This is a genomic window from Maritimimonas rapanae, assembly GCF_057837205.1.
In genome coordinates this window covers 1,822,920-1,840,492 of record NZ_JBYQFI010000001.1, presented here as the reverse complement: position 1 = coordinate 1,840,492, position 17,573 = coordinate 1,822,920, and the positions used below count along the sequence as shown (strand labels likewise).

At 31.5% G+C, this 17,573-nt stretch carries 21 protein-coding genes and 1 pseudogene; 11 read left to right on the top strand and 11 right to left on the bottom strand.

Annotated features, from left to right (window positions below; translation table 11 throughout):
• Position 1 precedes the first annotated feature (1 nt).
• The 8 genes from rpsD to AC3IF2_RS08790 all read left to right on the top strand — a co-directional run bounded on the left by rpsD (position 2) and on the right by AC3IF2_RS08790 (position 8,050).
• Positions 2 to 607, top strand: a complete 606-nt coding sequence (rpsD, locus tag AC3IF2_RS08825) for a 30S ribosomal protein S4 (protein ID WP_489166691.1) — start codon at positions 2 to 4, stop codon at positions 605 to 607.
• A 98-nt stretch (positions 608 to 705) separates the two neighbouring features.
• On the top strand, positions 706 to 1,698 hold the full coding sequence (locus AC3IF2_RS08820) for a DNA-directed RNA polymerase subunit alpha (protein WP_480199254.1): 993 nt from the start codon (positions 706 to 708) through the stop codon (positions 1,696 to 1,698).
• 18 nt (positions 1,699 to 1,716) lie between these two features.
• Positions 1,717 to 2,193, top strand: a complete 477-nt coding sequence (gene rplQ, locus AC3IF2_RS08815) for a 50S ribosomal protein L17 (RefSeq protein ID WP_489166690.1) — start codon at positions 1,717 to 1,719, stop codon at positions 2,191 to 2,193.
• 84 nt (positions 2,194 to 2,277) lie between these two features.
• Positions 2,278 to 2,997 carry a hypothetical protein gene (locus AC3IF2_RS08810; protein ID WP_489166689.1) on the top strand — a complete coding sequence of 240 codons (720 nt, stop codon included), beginning with the start codon at positions 2,278 to 2,280 and terminating at the stop codon, positions 2,995 to 2,997.
• Positions 2,998 to 3,083: 86 nt separating this feature from the next.
• Complete coding sequence (carA, locus tag AC3IF2_RS08805; protein WP_489166688.1) at positions 3,084 to 4,202, top strand: glutamine-hydrolyzing carbamoyl-phosphate synthase small subunit; 1,119 nt, start codon at positions 3,084 to 3,086, stop codon at positions 4,200 to 4,202.
• 88 nt (positions 4,203 to 4,290) lie between these two features.
• Entirely contained in the window at positions 4,291 to 5,580 is a 1,290-nt protein-coding gene (gene eno / locus AC3IF2_RS08800; protein ID WP_489166687.1) for a phosphopyruvate hydratase, read from the top strand.
• Between the two features lie 123 nt (positions 5,581 to 5,703).
• Entirely contained in the window at positions 5,704 to 6,990 is a 1,287-nt protein-coding gene (locus AC3IF2_RS08795; protein WP_489166686.1) for a citrate synthase, read from the top strand.
• Between the two features lie 103 nt (positions 6,991 to 7,093).
• A complete protein-coding gene (locus AC3IF2_RS08790) occupies positions 7,094 to 8,050 on the top strand; it encodes an arginase (RefSeq protein ID WP_489166685.1) in 957 nt (318 codons plus the stop codon).
• 119 nt (positions 8,051 to 8,169) lie between these two features.
• On the opposite strand, the gene AC3IF2_RS08785 is transcribed toward AC3IF2_RS08790, so the two are convergent.
• The 11 genes and pseudogenes from AC3IF2_RS08785 to rlmD all read right to left on the bottom strand — a co-directional run bounded on the left by AC3IF2_RS08785 (position 8,170) and on the right by rlmD (position 15,964).
• Positions 8,170 to 8,781: an alpha/beta hydrolase gene (locus AC3IF2_RS08785; protein WP_489166918.1), complete on the bottom strand. Its 612-nt coding sequence runs from the start codon at positions 8,779 to 8,781 to the stop codon at positions 8,170 to 8,172.
• Positions 8,755 to 9,474, bottom strand: a pseudogene (gene bla, locus AC3IF2_RS08780) (subclass B1 metallo-beta-lactamase); the annotation flags it as partial. The gene AC3IF2_RS08785 and the pseudogene bla, both read right to left, overlap by 27 nt.
• A 149-nt stretch (positions 9,475 to 9,623) precedes the next feature.
• Positions 9,624 to 9,782: a hypothetical protein gene (locus tag AC3IF2_RS08775; RefSeq protein WP_489166684.1), complete on the bottom strand. Its 159-nt coding sequence runs from the start codon at positions 9,780 to 9,782 to the stop codon at positions 9,624 to 9,626.
• Positions 9,783 to 9,806: 24 nt separating this feature from the next.
• Positions 9,807 to 10,673: a substrate-binding domain-containing protein gene (locus tag AC3IF2_RS08770; RefSeq protein WP_489166683.1), complete on the bottom strand. Its 867-nt coding sequence runs from the start codon at positions 10,671 to 10,673 to the stop codon at positions 9,807 to 9,809.
• Positions 10,673 to 11,545 (bottom strand): nucleoside phosphorylase, encoded by an 873-nt coding sequence (locus tag AC3IF2_RS08765; RefSeq protein WP_489166682.1) that lies wholly within the window; start codon positions 11,543 to 11,545, stop codon positions 10,673 to 10,675. The genes AC3IF2_RS08770 and AC3IF2_RS08765 overlap by 1 nt, the downstream gene beginning before the upstream one ends.
• Positions 11,545 to 12,081 (bottom strand): hypothetical protein, encoded by a 537-nt coding sequence (locus AC3IF2_RS08760; RefSeq protein WP_489166681.1) that lies wholly within the window; start codon positions 12,079 to 12,081, stop codon positions 11,545 to 11,547. The genes AC3IF2_RS08765 and AC3IF2_RS08760 overlap by 1 nt, the downstream gene beginning before the upstream one ends.
• Positions 12,074 to 12,400, bottom strand: a complete 327-nt coding sequence (locus AC3IF2_RS08755; protein ID WP_489166680.1) for a translation initiation factor — start codon at positions 12,398 to 12,400, stop codon at positions 12,074 to 12,076. Before AC3IF2_RS08755 ends, AC3IF2_RS08760 begins: the two co-directional genes overlap by 8 nt.
• Complete coding sequence (locus AC3IF2_RS08750) at positions 12,400 to 13,350, bottom strand: isopenicillin N synthase family dioxygenase (protein WP_489166679.1); 951 nt, start codon at positions 13,348 to 13,350, stop codon at positions 12,400 to 12,402. The genes AC3IF2_RS08755 and AC3IF2_RS08750 overlap by 1 nt, the downstream gene beginning before the upstream one ends.
• Before the next feature lie 45 nt (positions 13,351 to 13,395).
• Complete coding sequence (locus AC3IF2_RS08745) at positions 13,396 to 14,094, bottom strand: DUF6048 family protein (protein WP_489166678.1); 699 nt, start codon at positions 14,092 to 14,094, stop codon at positions 13,396 to 13,398.
• Positions 14,060 to 14,545, bottom strand: coding sequence for a DUF6452 family protein (locus AC3IF2_RS08740; RefSeq protein WP_489166677.1), 486 nt, complete (start codon positions 14,543 to 14,545; stop codon positions 14,060 to 14,062). Before AC3IF2_RS08740 ends, AC3IF2_RS08745 begins: the two co-directional genes overlap by 35 nt.
• Before the next feature lie 9 nt (positions 14,546 to 14,554).
• The gene (gene rlmD, locus AC3IF2_RS08735; RefSeq protein ID WP_489166676.1) at positions 14,555 to 15,964 is read right to left on the bottom strand and encodes a 23S rRNA (uracil(1939)-C(5))-methyltransferase RlmD; all 1,410 of its coding nucleotides are present in this window, start codon (positions 15,962 to 15,964) and stop codon (positions 14,555 to 14,557) included.
• Between the two features lie 126 nt (positions 15,965 to 16,090).
• Here rlmD and AC3IF2_RS08730 point away from each other — a divergent pair, with 126 nt between their 5' ends.
• From AC3IF2_RS08730 to AC3IF2_RS08720, 3 genes are read left to right on the top strand one after another with little or no spacing between them, the layout of a single operon-like run.
• Positions 16,091 to 16,681, top strand: a complete 591-nt coding sequence (locus tag AC3IF2_RS08730) for an RNA polymerase sigma factor (protein ID WP_489166675.1) — start codon at positions 16,091 to 16,093, stop codon at positions 16,679 to 16,681.
• The gene (locus AC3IF2_RS08725) at positions 16,668 to 17,057 is read left to right on the top strand and encodes a DUF6768 family protein (protein ID WP_489166674.1); all 390 of its coding nucleotides are present in this window, start codon (positions 16,668 to 16,670) and stop codon (positions 17,055 to 17,057) included. The genes AC3IF2_RS08730 and AC3IF2_RS08725 overlap by 14 nt, the downstream gene beginning before the upstream one ends.
• Positions 17,054 to 17,560: a hypothetical protein gene (locus AC3IF2_RS08720; RefSeq protein ID WP_489166673.1), complete on the top strand. Its 507-nt coding sequence runs from the start codon at positions 17,054 to 17,056 to the stop codon at positions 17,558 to 17,560. Before AC3IF2_RS08725 ends, AC3IF2_RS08720 begins: the two co-directional genes overlap by 4 nt.
• The last annotated feature ends 13 nt before the right edge of the window (positions 17,561 to 17,573 follow it).

Here is a 17,573-nt window from a genome sequence, read left to right as displayed (position 1 = left end):
AATGGCAAGATATACAGGACCAAAAACTAAGATTGCTCGTAAATTTGGCGAGGCAATTTTCGGAGATGATAAATCTTTTGAAAAAAGAAATTATCCTCCAGGGCAACATGGTAATAACAGACGTAGAGGTAAAAAGTCTGAATATGCTGTCCAATTAATGGAAAAACAAAAAGCTAAATATACTTACGGTATTTTAGAGCGTCAATTTAGAAACTTATTTGAGAGAGCTTCTCGTAGCAAAGGTATTACAGGTGAGATCTTATTACAATTATGTGAATCTCGTTTAGATAATGTAGTATTTAGAATGGGTGTATCTCCTTCACGTAGAGGTGCACGTCAATTAGTTTCTCATAGACATATTACTGTAAATGGTGAGATTGTGAATATATCTTCTTATCAATTAAAAGCTGGTGATGTAGTTGGTGTTAGAGAAAAATCTAAATCATTAACTGCTGTAGAAAGTTCTTTAGCTAATAATAGTAATGTTTACGAATGGTTAAATTGGAATGGCGATAAAATGGAAGGAACTTTTGTAGCTGTACCAGAAAGAATTCAGATACCAGAAAATATTAATGAGCAGTTCATCGTAGAATTGTACTCAAAATAATAAATTAATCATATTGATATTTGGCCAAAGGGTTTATTCGTACTTCTTCATACTTATAAACCGCGCAACTAAGTAGCAATTAAAACGAAGAAACAATTATGGCAATATTAAATTTTCAAAAACCAGATAAGGTAATAATGATTGAATCTACTGATTTCGAAGGTAGATTTGAATTCAGACCTTTAGAACCAGGTTATGGTTTAACAGTAGGTAATGCTTTACGTAGAGTGTTATTATCTTCTTTAGAAGGTTATGCAATTACATCTTTAAGAATTGAAGGAGTAGAACACGAATTCTCTACAATTAAAGGTATAGTTGAAGATGTTACTGAAATTATCTTGAATTTAAAACAAGTTCGTTTTAAACAACAAATAGAAGAAACAGAGAACGAAACTGTAGCTATTTCTATTAATGGTCAAGAACAATTGACTGCAGGTGATTTTCAAAATTTTATATCAGGCTTCCAAGTATTAAATCCGGAATTAGTGATTTGTAATATGGAAAAATCTGTAAAGTTAGATTTAGAAATTACTATTGAGAAAGGTAGAGGTTTTGTTTTATCTGAAGATAATAAAAAATCAAATGCTCCTTTAGGAACAATTTTTACTGATGCTATTTACACTCCAATAAAGAATGTAAAATATGCAGTAGAAAACTATCGTGTAGAACAAAAAACTGACTACGAAAAGTTAGTATTTGATATCATTACTGATGGTTCTATCAACCCTAAAGATGCTTTAACTGAGGCTGCTAAAATATTAATCCATCATTTTATGTTGTTCTCTGATGAGAGAATTACGCTTGAAGCTGATGAGATTGCTCAAACTGAGTCTTATGATGAAGAATCATTACACATGAGACAGTTATTAAAAACTAGATTGATCGATATGGATCTTTCAGTGAGAGCATTAAATTGTTTAAAAGCTGCTGAAGTAGATACGTTAGGTGATTTAGTTTCATTTAACAAGAATGACTTAATGAAGTTCAGAAACTTTGGTAAAAAATCATTAACTGAATTAGATGAGTTAGTGGCTAACAAAGGATTAACTTTCGGAATGGATTTAGGTAAGTATAAATTAGATAAAGAATAGATCCTAAGATAAAGAACGATGAGACACGGAAAGAAATTTAATCATTTAGGAAGAAAAACTGCGCATAGAAAAGCGATGTTAGCTAATATGGCATGTTCTTTAATAGAGCATAAGCGTATTAATACAACCGTTGCAAAAGCAAAAGCTGTACGTCAGTTTGTTGAGCCTTTAATCACAAAATCTAAAGAAGATACAACTCATAATAGAAGAATTGTTTTTAGTTATTTGAGACAAAAAGAGGCCGTTACTGAATTATTCAGAGAAGTAGCTGCTAAGGTAGCTGACAGACCAGGAGGTTATGTTCGTATTATTAAACTAGGTAATAGGCTAGGTGATAATGCTGATATGGCAATGGTTGAACTAGTAGATTATAATGAACTTTATAACCCTAAAGGGAAGAAGAAAAAATCTACTCGTAGAAGAAGAGGTGGTAAGAAAACAGAAACAGTTGCTACTCCTCCAGTTGAAACTAAAGCTTCTCAAGAAGAAGAGTAGGATACTTATTTTTATAAGATACGAAAGGGATAAACTAAGTTTATCCCTTTTTTTATATCTTTAATATCCGTAAATTAAATTGTCATGAAATATAAAACGTTTTTTTTATTACTTTTTTTTGGCATTTTCAATACTGTTTCTTCTCAAGAAGGGCCAAGTATAAAAGTAGATATTGTTCAGAATAATTTAGGCATAGATTATAAAATAAGAGACTATGTAACTGACGTGAGGCTATCAAAAGTTGTTGAGGATAACTATGGTGAAAAATATATAGGTTCGTTTTTTTTATTTGATAACTGGGAAAATAATAGTGTTGTTAAGTTAAAAGGAAAAGAATTTAGGCTAAATAATGTAAATTTTAATGTTCAGAACAGTAACTTTTTATCTGAAGTTGGTAAAGATTCAGTTTTTACATTAATACCTACATATATAGATTATGTAACTATAAATGATAAAAGATATAAATACAGATTGCATAATGGACAATATAAGTTTTTTGAAGTTTTATTTGATGCTAAAGAAAATAATTTCTCCTTTTACAAAGGATATTATATAAGAGTAATCCCTAAATCTACTGTTGGTATGCTCAATAGACCTTATGATGAGATTCGAAAAGATGAAAAATTTTATGTTTTAAAAAGGGACAAGCTCCTTGAAGTAAAACTAAAGAAAAAGGATATTTTAAAGTTTTTTATAGAAGAGAATATGCGTAACACTGTAGCAATGTATGTTAAAGAAAATAAACTGTCTTATAAGAATGAAAAAGATGTAGCAAAAATCTTCAAATATTACGATGCTTTTTAAATGTTAATAAACATTAGATATAAAGGATAAGCTAAATTTTAGTTTATCTTTTTTTTTATACTATTTTTGTCAAACTTTATTTTAAAATGCAATATCAATCTAGAAAGAAAGCAATTATTTTATTAGCAGACGGAACTATTTTCGAAGGGAAATCCGTTGGAATTGAAGGAACTACTACAGGTGAAATCTGTTTTAACACAGGTATGACAGGTTATCAAGAAATTTTTACAGACCCATCATATTTTGGCCAACTCATGGTGGCTACCAATGCGCATATTGGTAATTATGGTGTTAATGATGAGGAAGTAGAATCAAACGGAATTAAAATTGCTGGACTCATAGTTAGAAACTTTAGTTTTGTACATTCTCGCCCAAACTCTAGTGGATCTTTAAAAGATTGGTTTGAAGAGCACAATTTAATAGCTGTTTCGGATGTTGATACTAGAGCTTTAGTGCGATACATTCGTGATAATGGAGCTATGAATGCTATAATATCTACAGAAACAGAAGATATAGATTCCTTAAAAAAGCAATTAGCCAATGTTCCTAATATGAATGGGTTGGAGTTAGCATCTAAAGTTTCTACTAAAGAACCATATTTTGTAGGTGATGAAAATGCTTCAATAAAAATTGCTGCTTTAGATTTAGGCATTAAAAAGAATATTTTAAGAAACTTGGCTAAAAGAGGAGCTTATATAAAAGTGTTTCCTTACGATACTAGTTTTGATGAAATGAGCGCTTTTAACCCAGATGGGTATTTCTTATCGAATGGACCAGGTGATCCTGAACCATTAGAAAATGCTCAAATTGTGGCTAAAGAAATTATTGAAAAAGATTTACCATTATTTGGTATTTGTTTAGGGCATCAAGTAATTGCATTATCACAAGGAATATCAACGTACAAAATGCACAATGGTCATAGAGGAATCAATCATCCAGTAAAGAATTTAATAACAGGTAGAGGAGAAATCACTTCTCAAAATCACGGATTTGCAATTAATAGAGAAGAAACAGAAGCAAACCCTAATGTAGAGATCACACATGTACATTTAAATGATAATACAGTTGCTGGAATTCGATTAAAAAACAAGAATTGTTTCTCTGTACAATACCATCCAGAAGCAAGCCCTGGACCCAATGATGCTGATTACTTGTTTGATCAATTTATCGAAAATATTAAAAAAGCCAAATTAGCAACAGTTTAATTTGCCGAAATCGATATCGTAAAAAAGATAATTTAGATAGCTATATACCAATTCAGATATTTAAATTTATAGCATAAATAAAATTAAAATGAGCATTATAATAGACATACACGCACGTCAAATTTTTGATTCTAGAGGAAACCCTACGGTTGAGGTAGATGTTGTTACCGAAAATGGCGTTTCTGGTAGGGCAGCTGTTCCTTCAGGAGCTTCAACTGGAGAGCATGAAGCCGTTGAATTGAGAGATGGAGGAAATAATTACATGGGTAAAGGAGTGTCGAAGGCGGTTGATAATGTTAACTCTATTCTAGCTCAAGAATTATTAGGTAGTTCGGTTTTTGAGCAAAATGCTATTGACCAATTAATGATTGATTTAGATGGAACTCCAAATAAATCTAAGCTAGGTGCTAATGCTATTTTGGGTGTGTCCTTGGCATGTGCTAAAGCAGCAGCTAATGAATTAGGTATGTCTTTGTTTAGATATGTTGGTGGAGTGTCAGCAAATACATTACCAGTACCTATGATGAATATCATTAATGGAGGTTCTCATTCAGATGCGCCTATTGCATTTCAAGAGTTTATGATAATGCCTGTAAAGGCTAAAAATTTTTCGCAAGCAATGCAAATGGGCTCCGAGATTTTTCATAACCTAAAGAAAGTATTACACGACAGAAATTTGTCCACTGCAGTTGGAGATGAAGGTGGGTTCGCACCAACTTTAGATGGTACAGAAGACGCACTTGACACTATAGCGAAAGCTGTAAAAAAAGCAGGCTATAAATTAGGTGATGAAATCATGATAGCTCTAGATTGTGCTTCCGCGGAATTTTATGTTGATGGAAAATATGATTATACTAAATTCGAAGGTTCTAAAGGAAAAATAAGAACATCAGAAGAACAAGCACAATATTTAGCTGAATTGTGTGAGAAGTATCCTATTATTTCAATTGAAGACGGTATGGATGAAAATGATTGGGATGGTTGGAAATCATTAACAGAAAAAGTTGGAGACAAAGTTCAGCTAGTTGGTGATGATTTATTTGTTACAAATGTAGAGCGTCTGTCTAGAGGAATTGAAAATGGTATCGCTAACTCTATACTTATAAAAGTAAATCAAATCGGTACCTTAACCGAAACCATAGCAGCTGTAAATATGGCACATAATGCAGGTTATACCTCGGTAATGAGTCATCGCTCTGGTGAAACAGAAGACAATACTATTGCTGATTTAGCTGTCGCATTAAATACTGGTCAAATAAAAACTGGTTCAGCTTCTCGATCTGATAGAATGGCAAAGTATAATCAGTTACTTAGAATTGAAGAAGAATTAGGTCATGTTGCTTATTATCCGCAAGAGAAAGCATTTAAAGTAAAATAAAACGGTAAACTTTTATAATTAGAGCGATTATTTTCTTGATAATAATCGCTCTTTTTTATGCAAAAAAATTGAGTGAAAATTCGTAAATTCGTAAACTTTCAATTTTAAAAAATAATCACATATATGTCAGATACAGCAACTTTAGAAATCAATGGCTCGAAATATGAATTTCCTGTAATCAAAGGAACCGAAGACGAACTAGCTATTGATATAAAAACGCTTCGTGGAGGCACGGGCGGCGTAATTACCATAGACCCAGGATATAAGAATACAGGCTCTTGTGAAAGTGGAATTACATTTTTAGATGGAGAAAAAGGTATTTTAAGATATAGAGGTTATGCTATTGAAGATTTAGCTGAAAAAGCAGATTTTTTAGAAGTTGCGTATGCTTTAATTTTTGGAGAATTACCAACCAAAGAAGAATTAGATAAATTTCATGCAGATATTAAAAGTAAATCGGTTTTAGATGAAGATTTAAAAAAGATATTAGAAAGCTTTCCTAAATCAGCTCATCCAATGGGTGTATTGTCTTCATTGACAAGTGCATTGACTGCTTTTAACCCATCTTCTGTTGATGTTTCATCACCAGAAGCAATGTACAATGCCATAGTGAAGATATTAGGTAAAATGCCAATTATGGTCGCTTGGACTATGCGTAGACGTATGGGACTACCATTAGAATATGGTGATAGTTCACTTGGTTATGTTGAGAATTTATTAAAAATGATGTTTCAACAACCAAATGAAACATATGTTCAGAACCCTATTTTAGTGAATGCCTTAGATCAATTATTAATCTTGCATGCAGATCATGAACAAAACTGTTCTACATCTACTGTTAGGATAGTTGGTTCTTCGCATGCTGGTTTATTTGCTTCTATTTCTGCTGGTATTTCTGCGCTTTGGGGTCCATTGCATGGTGGTGCAAATCAAGCTGTTTTAGAAATGCTAGAGGCAATTAAAGAAGATGGCGGAGATACTAAAAAATACATGGCTAAAGCCAAGGATAAAGAAGATCCTTTCAGGTTGATGGGCTTTGGGCATAGAGTGTATAAGAATTTTGACCCAAGAGCGAAAATAATTAAGAAAGCTGCAGATGAAGTACTAGGTGACCTCGGTATAGAAGATCCTATTTTAGATATTGCTAAAGGTTTAGAACAAGAGGCATTAAGAGATGATTATTTTGTAAAGCGAAAATTGTATCCTAATGTAGATTTTTATTCAGGCATTATTTATAGAGGTATGGGTATTCCAACAGAGATGTTTACGGTAATGTTTGCTTTAGGTCGTTTACCAGGATGGATTGCACAATGGAGAGAAATGCGCTTACGTAAGGAGCCAATTGGTCGTCCACGTCAAGTGTATATTGGTGAAAACCACCGACCTTTTGTAAAACTAAATAAAAGATAATTGAACTTGACAATAACAAGATGTCATTTTGAGTGAAACGAAAAATCTCTAAAAATAGATTCTTCACTTCGTTCAGAATGATATTTTCATTTTATAGTTAAAAATGAAAAATATAAAAATTATAAAGAACAGATCAGATATAGGTGCGGGTACTCGAGGTGCAGATATGGGTATAGATGCTATAGAAATTGCTGCTATTAATTCAGGCAATAATTTTTTTAATGAGTTTGATTTTGAAGATGTAGAGACTGAAAATGAATCTATTTATGATATGGTTAGAAATTCGTTTGCCAAACGAATTGAACATGTATATTATCAATGCACACGTGTTTCTAATGCTGTGCAAGAAACTATAAACGATGACGAGTTTCCGTTGGTAATTTCTGGTGATCATTCTTCTGCTTTAGGTACCATTAGCGGTGTAAAATCAGCCTTGTCTGGTAAACGTATTGGGGTAGTCTGGATTGATGCCCATGCCGATCTACATTCACCCTATACTTCGCCGTCTGGTAATGTGCATGGTATGCCTTTGGCAGCAGCAATTGCAGATAATAATGAAGAATCTGCAATTAATGAGGTGTCAGATCAAACTAAAAAATATTGGGATGCTATGAAAACCATTGGTATCGCAGATACTAAGGTGATACCTCAAGATATTATTTTCTTCGGTGTTAGAGATACAGAAAAGCCAGAAGAGCATCTAATGGAAAAGCATGGTATTCGGAATTATATGGTAGATGAAATTCGCTTTCGAGGATTAAATACTTGTGTAGACGAAGCCATTAATAAGCTTTCTGATTGCGATGTGATTTATGTGTCTTTTGATGTTGATTCTATGGACTGCGATATGATTTCATATGGTACTGGCACGCCAGTTCCTAAAGGTTTTGACCAATATGAGGTAATGCAGATTATTAATAGATTATTAGAGACAAAAAAAGTAGCTTGTTTAGAATTTGTTGAGGTAAATCCATTACTAGATTTAAAAGGGAATAAAATGGCCGAAACTGCTTTTGAAGTATTAGATAATGTAACTAAGACGTTAAAGAAAAATTTATAGTTTTGTTATCATTCTAGTATAAGAATAGTAGCGAATTTTCACGCACTAATTTTTCGGTTAAAGCAGATTTTTTTTACGATTAAATTGCTATTATTTTTATACTTGTTACCTACAGTTATTTATTTTATTTCATAATTCCCATTCGCCCATTTTATTGTAGGTTCTATCCATTTTTTTAATGGTTTAAATAAAAACCCGTGCCCCATTCCTGTATTTAGTTCAATCTCTTTAAAGTTCTCAACTTTACAAGTCGAGCTTTCTTTTCTTTTAATAGCTGAAACTCCATAATGGTCAGACTTCTCATAAATGGTCAAAATATTTCCACAATAATTGATTTCAGGAATATTTTGGATGTCGCTATTTCTATAACTTGCAATAAATACAAAATTTAAATTGGGATTATTTGCTAAAGTTGAAACATATTGAGCAATATAACCACCTTTTGATGTTCCAACAACTGTTATTTTATTTGGCTTAACTCCACTAGAGACCAAGCTATCGATTTGATTAACAATCCCATGCGCATATTCACGAGCATTTATATTTCCGCTTCTTTTTTCACTAATAACTTTCAGTCCACTTTTTTCAAATTCAGATAAAATTTCTTTGTACTCTGTTCGTCCGTATTCAGGATGGGGTTCCTCTAATTTGTGAGTCTCTAAAAATTTATTGTGAAGAAAGAAAACAAAGCGTTCATTATATACTTTAAATTGTTTAATTGTATAATCCAAAAGTTCTGTTCCTCCATTTTGCCCATGTCCTGGAATTACGTTCTCTATTTCAGGAAATTCAATCTTTATTTTTTCAACACTTTTTGACCAATCTTCTGTGTTAGCATCAGCAAGGTTTCCTTTTGGCGCATTTAAATGCTTTACTAGGCAACCTCCAAACAAAGTTTTTTCACTTGGAACAAATCCAATAATATTGTCTTTAGTATGCCCTTGCCCAAAAAATTTAGCATAAACAACTTCATTACCAATATCAAATTCCATTTGTTCATCAAAACCATATTTAGGTAATATCTTGTTATCTTCTTTTGCTAGTTTAATTGTTTTATTTGTAGCAAAAGATTTGATTCCTTTTGAGTGGAATTCCTGTAACCCACCTAAACAGTCAATATGGAAATGAGTAACTATAACTGCTTTAATATCCTTTTTCCCAATCCAATTTATTAATTCAGATGATGCTTTGTTATTAGTTGGTGTGTCAAAAATTATAGCTTCATTATCATTAATGAAAATCATTCCATTACAAGGATATTTTCCATAACTTTTAGTGTCTAAATAGGAAATGTGCTTAAAAATATTTTCATTAACCTGTTCAATTTTTAATGTTTCTGATTCGTAATTATTATAGACTTGTTTATTAGGTTTACATCCGTTTAAAATAAAAATGATTAATATTATTTGAAGTGACTTTCTCATAATTCTTGACAATTTTAAGGATATGAAATTATTTTAATAAATTATACCTATCAATACGAATTTCGACTATTTAACTCTAAAAATCAAGTGCAATAAAAAAACCGCATTATCATTGATAATACGGTTTTTGGTTGGTAGTTGATAGTTAATTATTCGGTTACTACAGTTTCTACTGTTGTAACCTCGGTTAGGTTAGGGTTAGTAATGTCTTTTTCTACAGAAGTACAACTATGTGTTGTTGCTCCGCAAGATATAAATAGTAAAGCCATAGCAATTACAAAAATTACAAAAGATAAGTTTCGTTTCATGACTTATAAATTTGGTTTAACTTCTTAGAACACCTTTTTAATCAATTGCTTAGGACGAACTTGTCGGTCAATAACGCTAAACTTTGCCAATTTATTTTGAATGTCTTCAATTAATTTTTTTGAAATGGTTTTATCTCTATTCCATTTAGTGATCGATAACCATTCTCTTATATCCTCAATTTTCTGATTATAACGTTTAGCAAAAAGCGCATCTAAGCCATCAACTTCTAAAGGTTTTTTAAATGCTTTTAATTGTTTATTTATAACTTTAATTATTGTTTGTATAACTTCAGTGTCATGTTCTAAAACTTCATTTCTAACAGCCATTACAAAGCAAGGCCAAGGTGTGGTAATACTTTCTATTCTTCTAAAAATACCACTATCTACGTAGGGCTTTGTAGTAAAATGTTCCCACATAAAATAATCTGCGGTACCATTGGTTAAGGCTTCAATACCACCATCTAGATTTTTAACAATTTCATAATCTAACTTATCAATATCAAAACCATTATTATGTGCGTTTACTATTGCCATTAATTGAGAACCTGAACCATGACGACTAATAGCAATTCGAGTTCCTTCCAAATCTTTTACATCTTGAAAAACAGATTGAGCACCTACATGAATTCCCCATAATAATGGTGACTCTACATATACTTTTACTATTTTACTAGGGTTACCATTAATAATATCTTTTATAATACCTTCTGTAAGAATAATGGCGATATCTATAGAACCTTCACGTAAAGCATTGCACATGGCACCTGTACCGCCATGAAAATCTTCCCATTGTAGATCGATACCACTTTTTTCGAACTTTTTCTCTTCAATTGCTAGATGCCAAGGTAAGTTAAAATGTTCTGGTACACCACCAATCTTGATCTGTTTCATTAAGCTATTAATTTATCTAAAGTGTATAGAATTAATTTATCTACAGTTTTATAAGGGCTATCACTAAAAGTTCCTAGAGCTCTATTAGCTATAATAGCATTCATAGATAAAGCATTATGTCCTAGTAATTTAGAAAGCCCATAAATACCAGCAGTTTCCATTTCTAAATTAGTTATTCTAGTATCATTAAAATTAAAGTCACTCATTTTCTCATTTAGGTTAACATCCTTAACGGGAAGACGAAGTACTCTGCTTTGTGGTCCGTAAAAACCATTCATAGTGGCTGTACAGCCATTCACAGTTTGATCACTTTGTAGTTTATTATAAAGTGCTGAACTACATTTTACAATATAAGGAATACCTCTTTTAATATTCCAACCAATTTGCTGTACAAACGCTTCTTCAAGCTCTTTTTCTAGAATAATATCACAATTATAAGCTTGTAACATACTATCGAGACCAATACCATATTCTGAAATTAATAAGCTGTCTACAGGAATATCTTTTTGAATGCTCCCAGAAGTACCAATACGAACAATATCTAAAGAAGTAAAGGTGTTTTTTATTGTTCTAGTTTTAAAATCGATATTAACCAGCGCATCTAATTCATTTAAAACTATATCAATATTATCAGTACCTATGCCAGTAGAAATAACTGTAATTCTTTTGCCTTTATAAGTGCCTGTTTCTGTTTTAAATTCACGACGGTGTTTAGAATATTCTATAACATCAAAATGCTTAGTTACATTTGAAACACGATCTGGATCACCAACGGTTATAATAGTTTGAGCTAACTGTTCTGGTTTTAGATTTAAGTGATATATACTTCCATCAGGATTTAAAATCAATTCAGATTCTGCAATTCTCGTCATTATATATTGTACGCTTTTTTTATTTGTTCAATGATATTTTTTTCGGTTGCAGATTTAAACACTGGGTTTGCATTTGTTTTACAAAAAATAATACCATATAAACTTTTAGAAGTATCTAAATATAAAGTATCATTTGGTTGATGAATCTCAATAAAGGGTTTTTCACAAATAGTGATTTTTACGTTTTTATTTTCTTTATATGTATCTATAATTTTATTGGTAAGTTCTTCAAAATTACCATCTAGATCAAGTAAATTTTTATCCTGCGTATTTTCTAGTCGTAGTCCAAAATCAAATTCGGTAGGTCTAAATAAAATAACTTCATCACCCTTAGTTGTATAAATGCTGTCTTTAGAAGGCACAGAAATTTCATTCTTAGTAAAGAAGATTTTAATCTCTTTACTTTCAACTCCTAGAGTTGGTTTTTCCGCTTTATTAGAATCTATTGTATCTGGCTTTTTTTGCTCAGTTTTACAACTTATAAGTAAGATGAAAGCGCCAAGAAATACTACTAAAATATGTTTTGCTTTAACCACCAACACGCTTTACTTTAAACCTCTTTTCTTTTAATATTTGCATGATTTTGTCACGATAATCCCCTTGTATGATGATTTTATCATCTTTAAAACTGCCACCAACGCTTAACTTGGTTTTTAGCTCTTTTGCAAGTTTTTTAAAATCAGCATCAGTACCTGTATAACCTTCTAAAATGGTTATAGGTTTACCTTTACGCTTTTCGTATTTGCAAATTATAGGATCATCTTGCAACCAGATATCATTTTGCACCTCTTTTTTTTCCTCTTTTTCGGGAATGTGATCTGGAAACAGTTTTTTTAATTGATCTTCTAAGTCCATTATTTTTTGATCAATCCTAATTCAACCAGGCGCTCATTTAAGAATTCGCCAGCTGTGATATCTTCATATAATTTAGGATATTTATCACTTATACAATTCTCTAAACAATTTAGAGGCATTTCACTAATAGGATGCATAAAGAATGGTATTGAATAACGAGAAGTACCCCACATTTCTTTAGGCGGATTAACTACTTGATGAATTGTAGACTTTAAACGATTATTTGAATGACGCGATAACATATCACCTACATTAATAACCAATTCATCTGGCTCAGCGATAGCATCTAACCATTCTCCTTTATGATTTTTAACTTGTAAGCCTCTACCATGAGCACCCATTAACAAAGTGATTAAATTAATATCACCATGAGCAGCAGCTCTAACGGCATTTTTTGGTTCAGATGTAATTGGTGGGTAGTGAATTGGTCTTAAAATACTATTACCATTTATAGCAAATTTGTCAAAATATTTTTCATCTAAATCTAAAAATACAGCTAAGGCACGTAGTACATAGATACCTGTTTTCTCAAGCATCTTATAAGCCTCTTTACCAACCTTATTAAACTCTGGTAATTCAGAAACCGTAACATTATCTGGGTACTCTTCTTTTAGTTTTGGATTATCTTCTACATATTGACCAAAGTGCCAAAATTCTTTTAAGTCGCCTTCTTTTTTACCTTTTGCACTTTCTTTACCGAAAGATACATATCCTCTTTGGCCACCAAGCCCTTCAATTTCATATGAGCGTTTTGTTTCTATTGGTAGTGAAAAGAATTTTTTAATTTCTGAATATAAGTTGTCTACTAACTCTTCACTCAAAAAGTGTCCTTTTAAAGCAACAAAGCCAATTTCTTCATATGCCTTACCAATTTCATTTACAAATTTTTGCTTTCTTTCGGGGTTATCAGATAAGAAGTCAGATAAGTCTACACTAGGTATATTTTTCATGATTTTTTTAAAAGATTTTGAGGGGCTAAAATTACAGAAAAAAACTTATTTAGCCTTCTTGTAAAGTGGAATTAAATACGAAATGGTGTAATTAAACCCAAAGCCAGAATCATTTAAAAACACTCGATTAAACCCTGGGACAAATAGGTTTTTAAAATTTTCAGGCTCTTTAGTGGTAATCATTTTTTTACCACTAAAGCTAAAGCCTAAATACAAATTATTTAAAATCTCTGCTTTAACGCCAACTACTATTTCTGCCCAGTGGGCATTAAGACTAGAAAATTCTTGTGGTGCGGTTATCGGTTGGTCTTCAATCAGTGGATCGCTACTTAAAATAGTACCACTATTTAATGTTTGCGAAAAAGTACTAAAGCCATAGCGAAATCCGACATAGATTAAATTTTCCATGTCTAACCAGTTTTCGTAAGCATTATAATCTACACCAGCTTTTATGTATTGACCATCTGTTGTAAAATTTAAAAAATCTAGATTAGTAGTGTTCTTTATAGTGCCTAGTTCACCAGCGACGTACCATTTTCTGCTAATTCTATAATCTGCTACTAATTCTAAACCTTTTCTACCATTATCTATTATTGTAGCTGTAGGGTTGAATAGATCAATACCAATTCTTAAACCATATTTATTTTGAATACTGTCTTTGGCTGAATCGTTTTGAGCATTTAAAACAAAACAACTTAACAGTAAAATGCTAATGAAATATTTTAACATGAGCTGCTGTTTCATTTTCTATATTTTGTGGATCAGGACTATTTACTGTTTCAATGCTTTGAATCCAATTAGTAGTTAGGTCAGAAATTGAAATTTCTTTAAATGTCATTTTAAAACCACACGATCTACCCACAAAAACTTCTTCGCGTGTATAGTTTAGAATAAAAGAATCTTCTGCTGCAATTGCAGGGTCGTCACTATCACTAATAAATTTAAAATTTATCATATTGCTATTAATATCAAGTGGTAAAGCGATTGAATCAACAAGCCCAGTAAATAATGTGTCTATTTCTAAATCAGTATATTCAATTAGTAGCTGATTAACATTTTTAAACTCAGTTGGATTATCACTATCATAAAACCTAATGATAAGATTTGGTGTTGTCTCATCAATACAAATATCGTCACGTTCACAACTAGCAATAGTTGTTATTAATATGATAATTATTAAAAAGTATTTTTTCATTGCTACAAATTAACGCAATTCTAATAAAACAACATTTTCTACATGATGCGTCTGCGGAAACATATCTACAGCTTGCGTTTTTACAACTTTATATTTTGTATCTAAAATAGCCAGATCACGGGCTTGTGTAGCAGAATTACAACTTACGTAGATAATCTTCGGTGCTTCAATATTTAATAATTGTTCAACTACTTTTTTGTGCATTCCGTCTCTTGGTGGATCTGTAATAACTACATCTGGTTTACCATGTTTTGTCATAAAATCTGCATCAAATACTTTTGCCATATCACCTACATAAAATTCAGTATTATTAATATTATTGAGTTTAGCGTTTTCCTTCGCTGCCTTAATGGCATCGGGTACAGCTTCTACACCAATTACTTTCTTTGCTTTTTTTGCAACAAATTGGGCAATAGTTCCAGTTCCGGTGTATAGATCATAAACGGTTTCATTCCCCGAAAGGGAAGCAAAATCTCGTGTTATTTTATACAATTCATAAGCTTGCGCTGAATTGGTTTGGTAAAAAGACTTAGCATTGATCTTAAAACGTAAGCCTTCCATTTCTTCAAAAATATGATCTCGACCATCATAGCAAATTACTTGTTGATCATAAATGGTATCATTCCCTTTTGAATTTATAACATATAATAACGATGTAATCTTTGGGAATTTGTTTTTCAGAAAATCTAATAATAATTCACGTTTTATTTTATCCTCGCTAAAGAACTGAATTAAGACCATAACTTCATCAATAGAAGAGGTGCGTATCATTAATGTTCTTAATAATCCTGTTTGATTTCTAGTATTAAAAAATTCTAAGCCATTTTCAATTGCAAATTCTTTAGTAGCCAAACGTATAGCATTGCTAGGATCAGCTTGTAAATGACATTTTTTAACGTCTAGAATTTTATCCCACATACCAGGAATATGGAATCCTAATGCATTTTTATCTTCTAAGTGTTTATCAGATTGAATTTCTTTTAATGTTAGCCATCTACTATCACTAAATGAGAATTCCATTTTATTACGATAAAAATATTGTTCTTTAGACCCTAGAATTGGAGAAACTTCGGGTAAATCTATCCCGCCTAATCTTATAAGATTATTAGTCACCTCTTTTTGCTTATAAAATAACTGATGTTTATAAGCCATATGCTGCCATTTACAACCACCACAGATGCCAAAATGCTCACACCTTGGTTCTGTTCTTTTATCAGAAAGTGTGTGAAATTTAACTGCTTTTCCTTCGTAATAGGCTTTTCGTTTCTTATAAGTTTGTATATCTACCACATCACCAGGTATGGCATTTGGTAAAAAAATAACCTTACCATCTGGTGCTTTCGCTACAGCTTTTCCTTTAGCGCCGGCATCAATCACCTCTATGTTTTCAAAAAGTTGTTTTCGCTTCTTTCTAGACATGCGGCAAAAATAGTAATCATAGTAAATATAAATGTGATTTAATTAGGTTATATTTAAGTTGCTACTAAATTTTTTAAATTAATTTGAACCTAATCAAATTTTTATCGTCAATTAAGTGTACAGAAGATGAAAACATCTGATAAAATACTTGACGGACAACTTGTATCTCGGTGCAAGCAAGGTGATAAAAAAGCATTTACACAATTAGTAAAACGTTGGCATTTAAAATTTTGCAAACAAGCTTTTTGGTACATTAAGGATAAAGATCTGTCTAAAGATGTTGCTCAAGAGAGTTGGACAACCATTTTTAAGAAACTTGATGCTTTACAAGACCCTAATAGTTTTGGTAGCTGGTCATTAAGTATAGTTAATAGAAAAGCTATAGATGCTTTACGAAAAGAAAAAAGAATAGATGAAAAGTTACACAACTATTATGAAAATGAACAATTAAATTATAAGTTACAAGAAGATGATAAAAGTGCTGATTACAATGATTATTATGATGCTAATGGCGGTTCTAAGGTTCTTATAAACACAATTAAAAGGCTGCCAGAAAATCAACAGATAGTGTTGCAATTATTTTATGTAGAAGAGTATTCTGTTCTAGAAATAAGTAAAATATTGCAAGTATCGAAAGGAACGATAAAATCTAGGCTTTTTTATGCTAGAGAAAAATTAAAAACAATTTTAAACCATAAAGATTATGAAAAATCATAACGAAGAAATAGATCAAATAATAAAAGAAACACTAACCCAAGAAGAAGCGAAGTTCTATGACGAATTAGATGAACAGAATGTTTTTAAGAAGATTATGGGCGTGTTCGAAGGGAAGAATGGTTGGTTATTAATCATCATGAATATAATTACATTGGTCTTTCTAGGGTTATTTATTTATTGCTGTGTGCAATTTTTTAACACAGAAGTAACAAATGAACTAATATTATGGGCAGCAGCAGGTCTTTATAGTGCCTTATTTATTAGTATGATAAAGGTGTATGTTTGGCAATTAATGCACAAAAATGATACGTTACGCGAATTAAAACGTATAGAGCTACAGATAGCAGCTTTATCAGGAAAAATGAAGCAATTGTGATGAAAGTTATAAATATACATTCGAGACTTATTGATCAACCTAAAAGTGAAATTTCAAAATTATTTGAAACTTTGGCTACTAATGATGATAAAATGTTAGCTACCAATAAGTGGCCACCGATGAAGTTAGATAAAGGGTTAAAAGTAGGTTCAAAAGGAGGGCATGGAATAATAAGATATTCTGTTGAAAAATTTATACCAGGAGAATATGTTCAATTTAAATTTTCGAAACCAGTTGGATTTATAGGTTATCATGAGTTTACTATAAAAGAGCAAGAAACCAATAGTACAAAGTTAATTCATAGGGTAAAAATGAATATAAAAGGCCCAGCGATTTTTACTTGGCCACTTATTATAAGATGGCTACATGACGCCCTAATTGAAGATGCATTTGACAAAGTAGAAAATCATTTTCTAACTGATGAGAAAAAATCTGAATGGAACTTATGGGTAAAGTTTTTGAGAACTATTTTAAAACCTAGAAAAAATAAAAAAGCATCCTAAATTCAGGATGCTT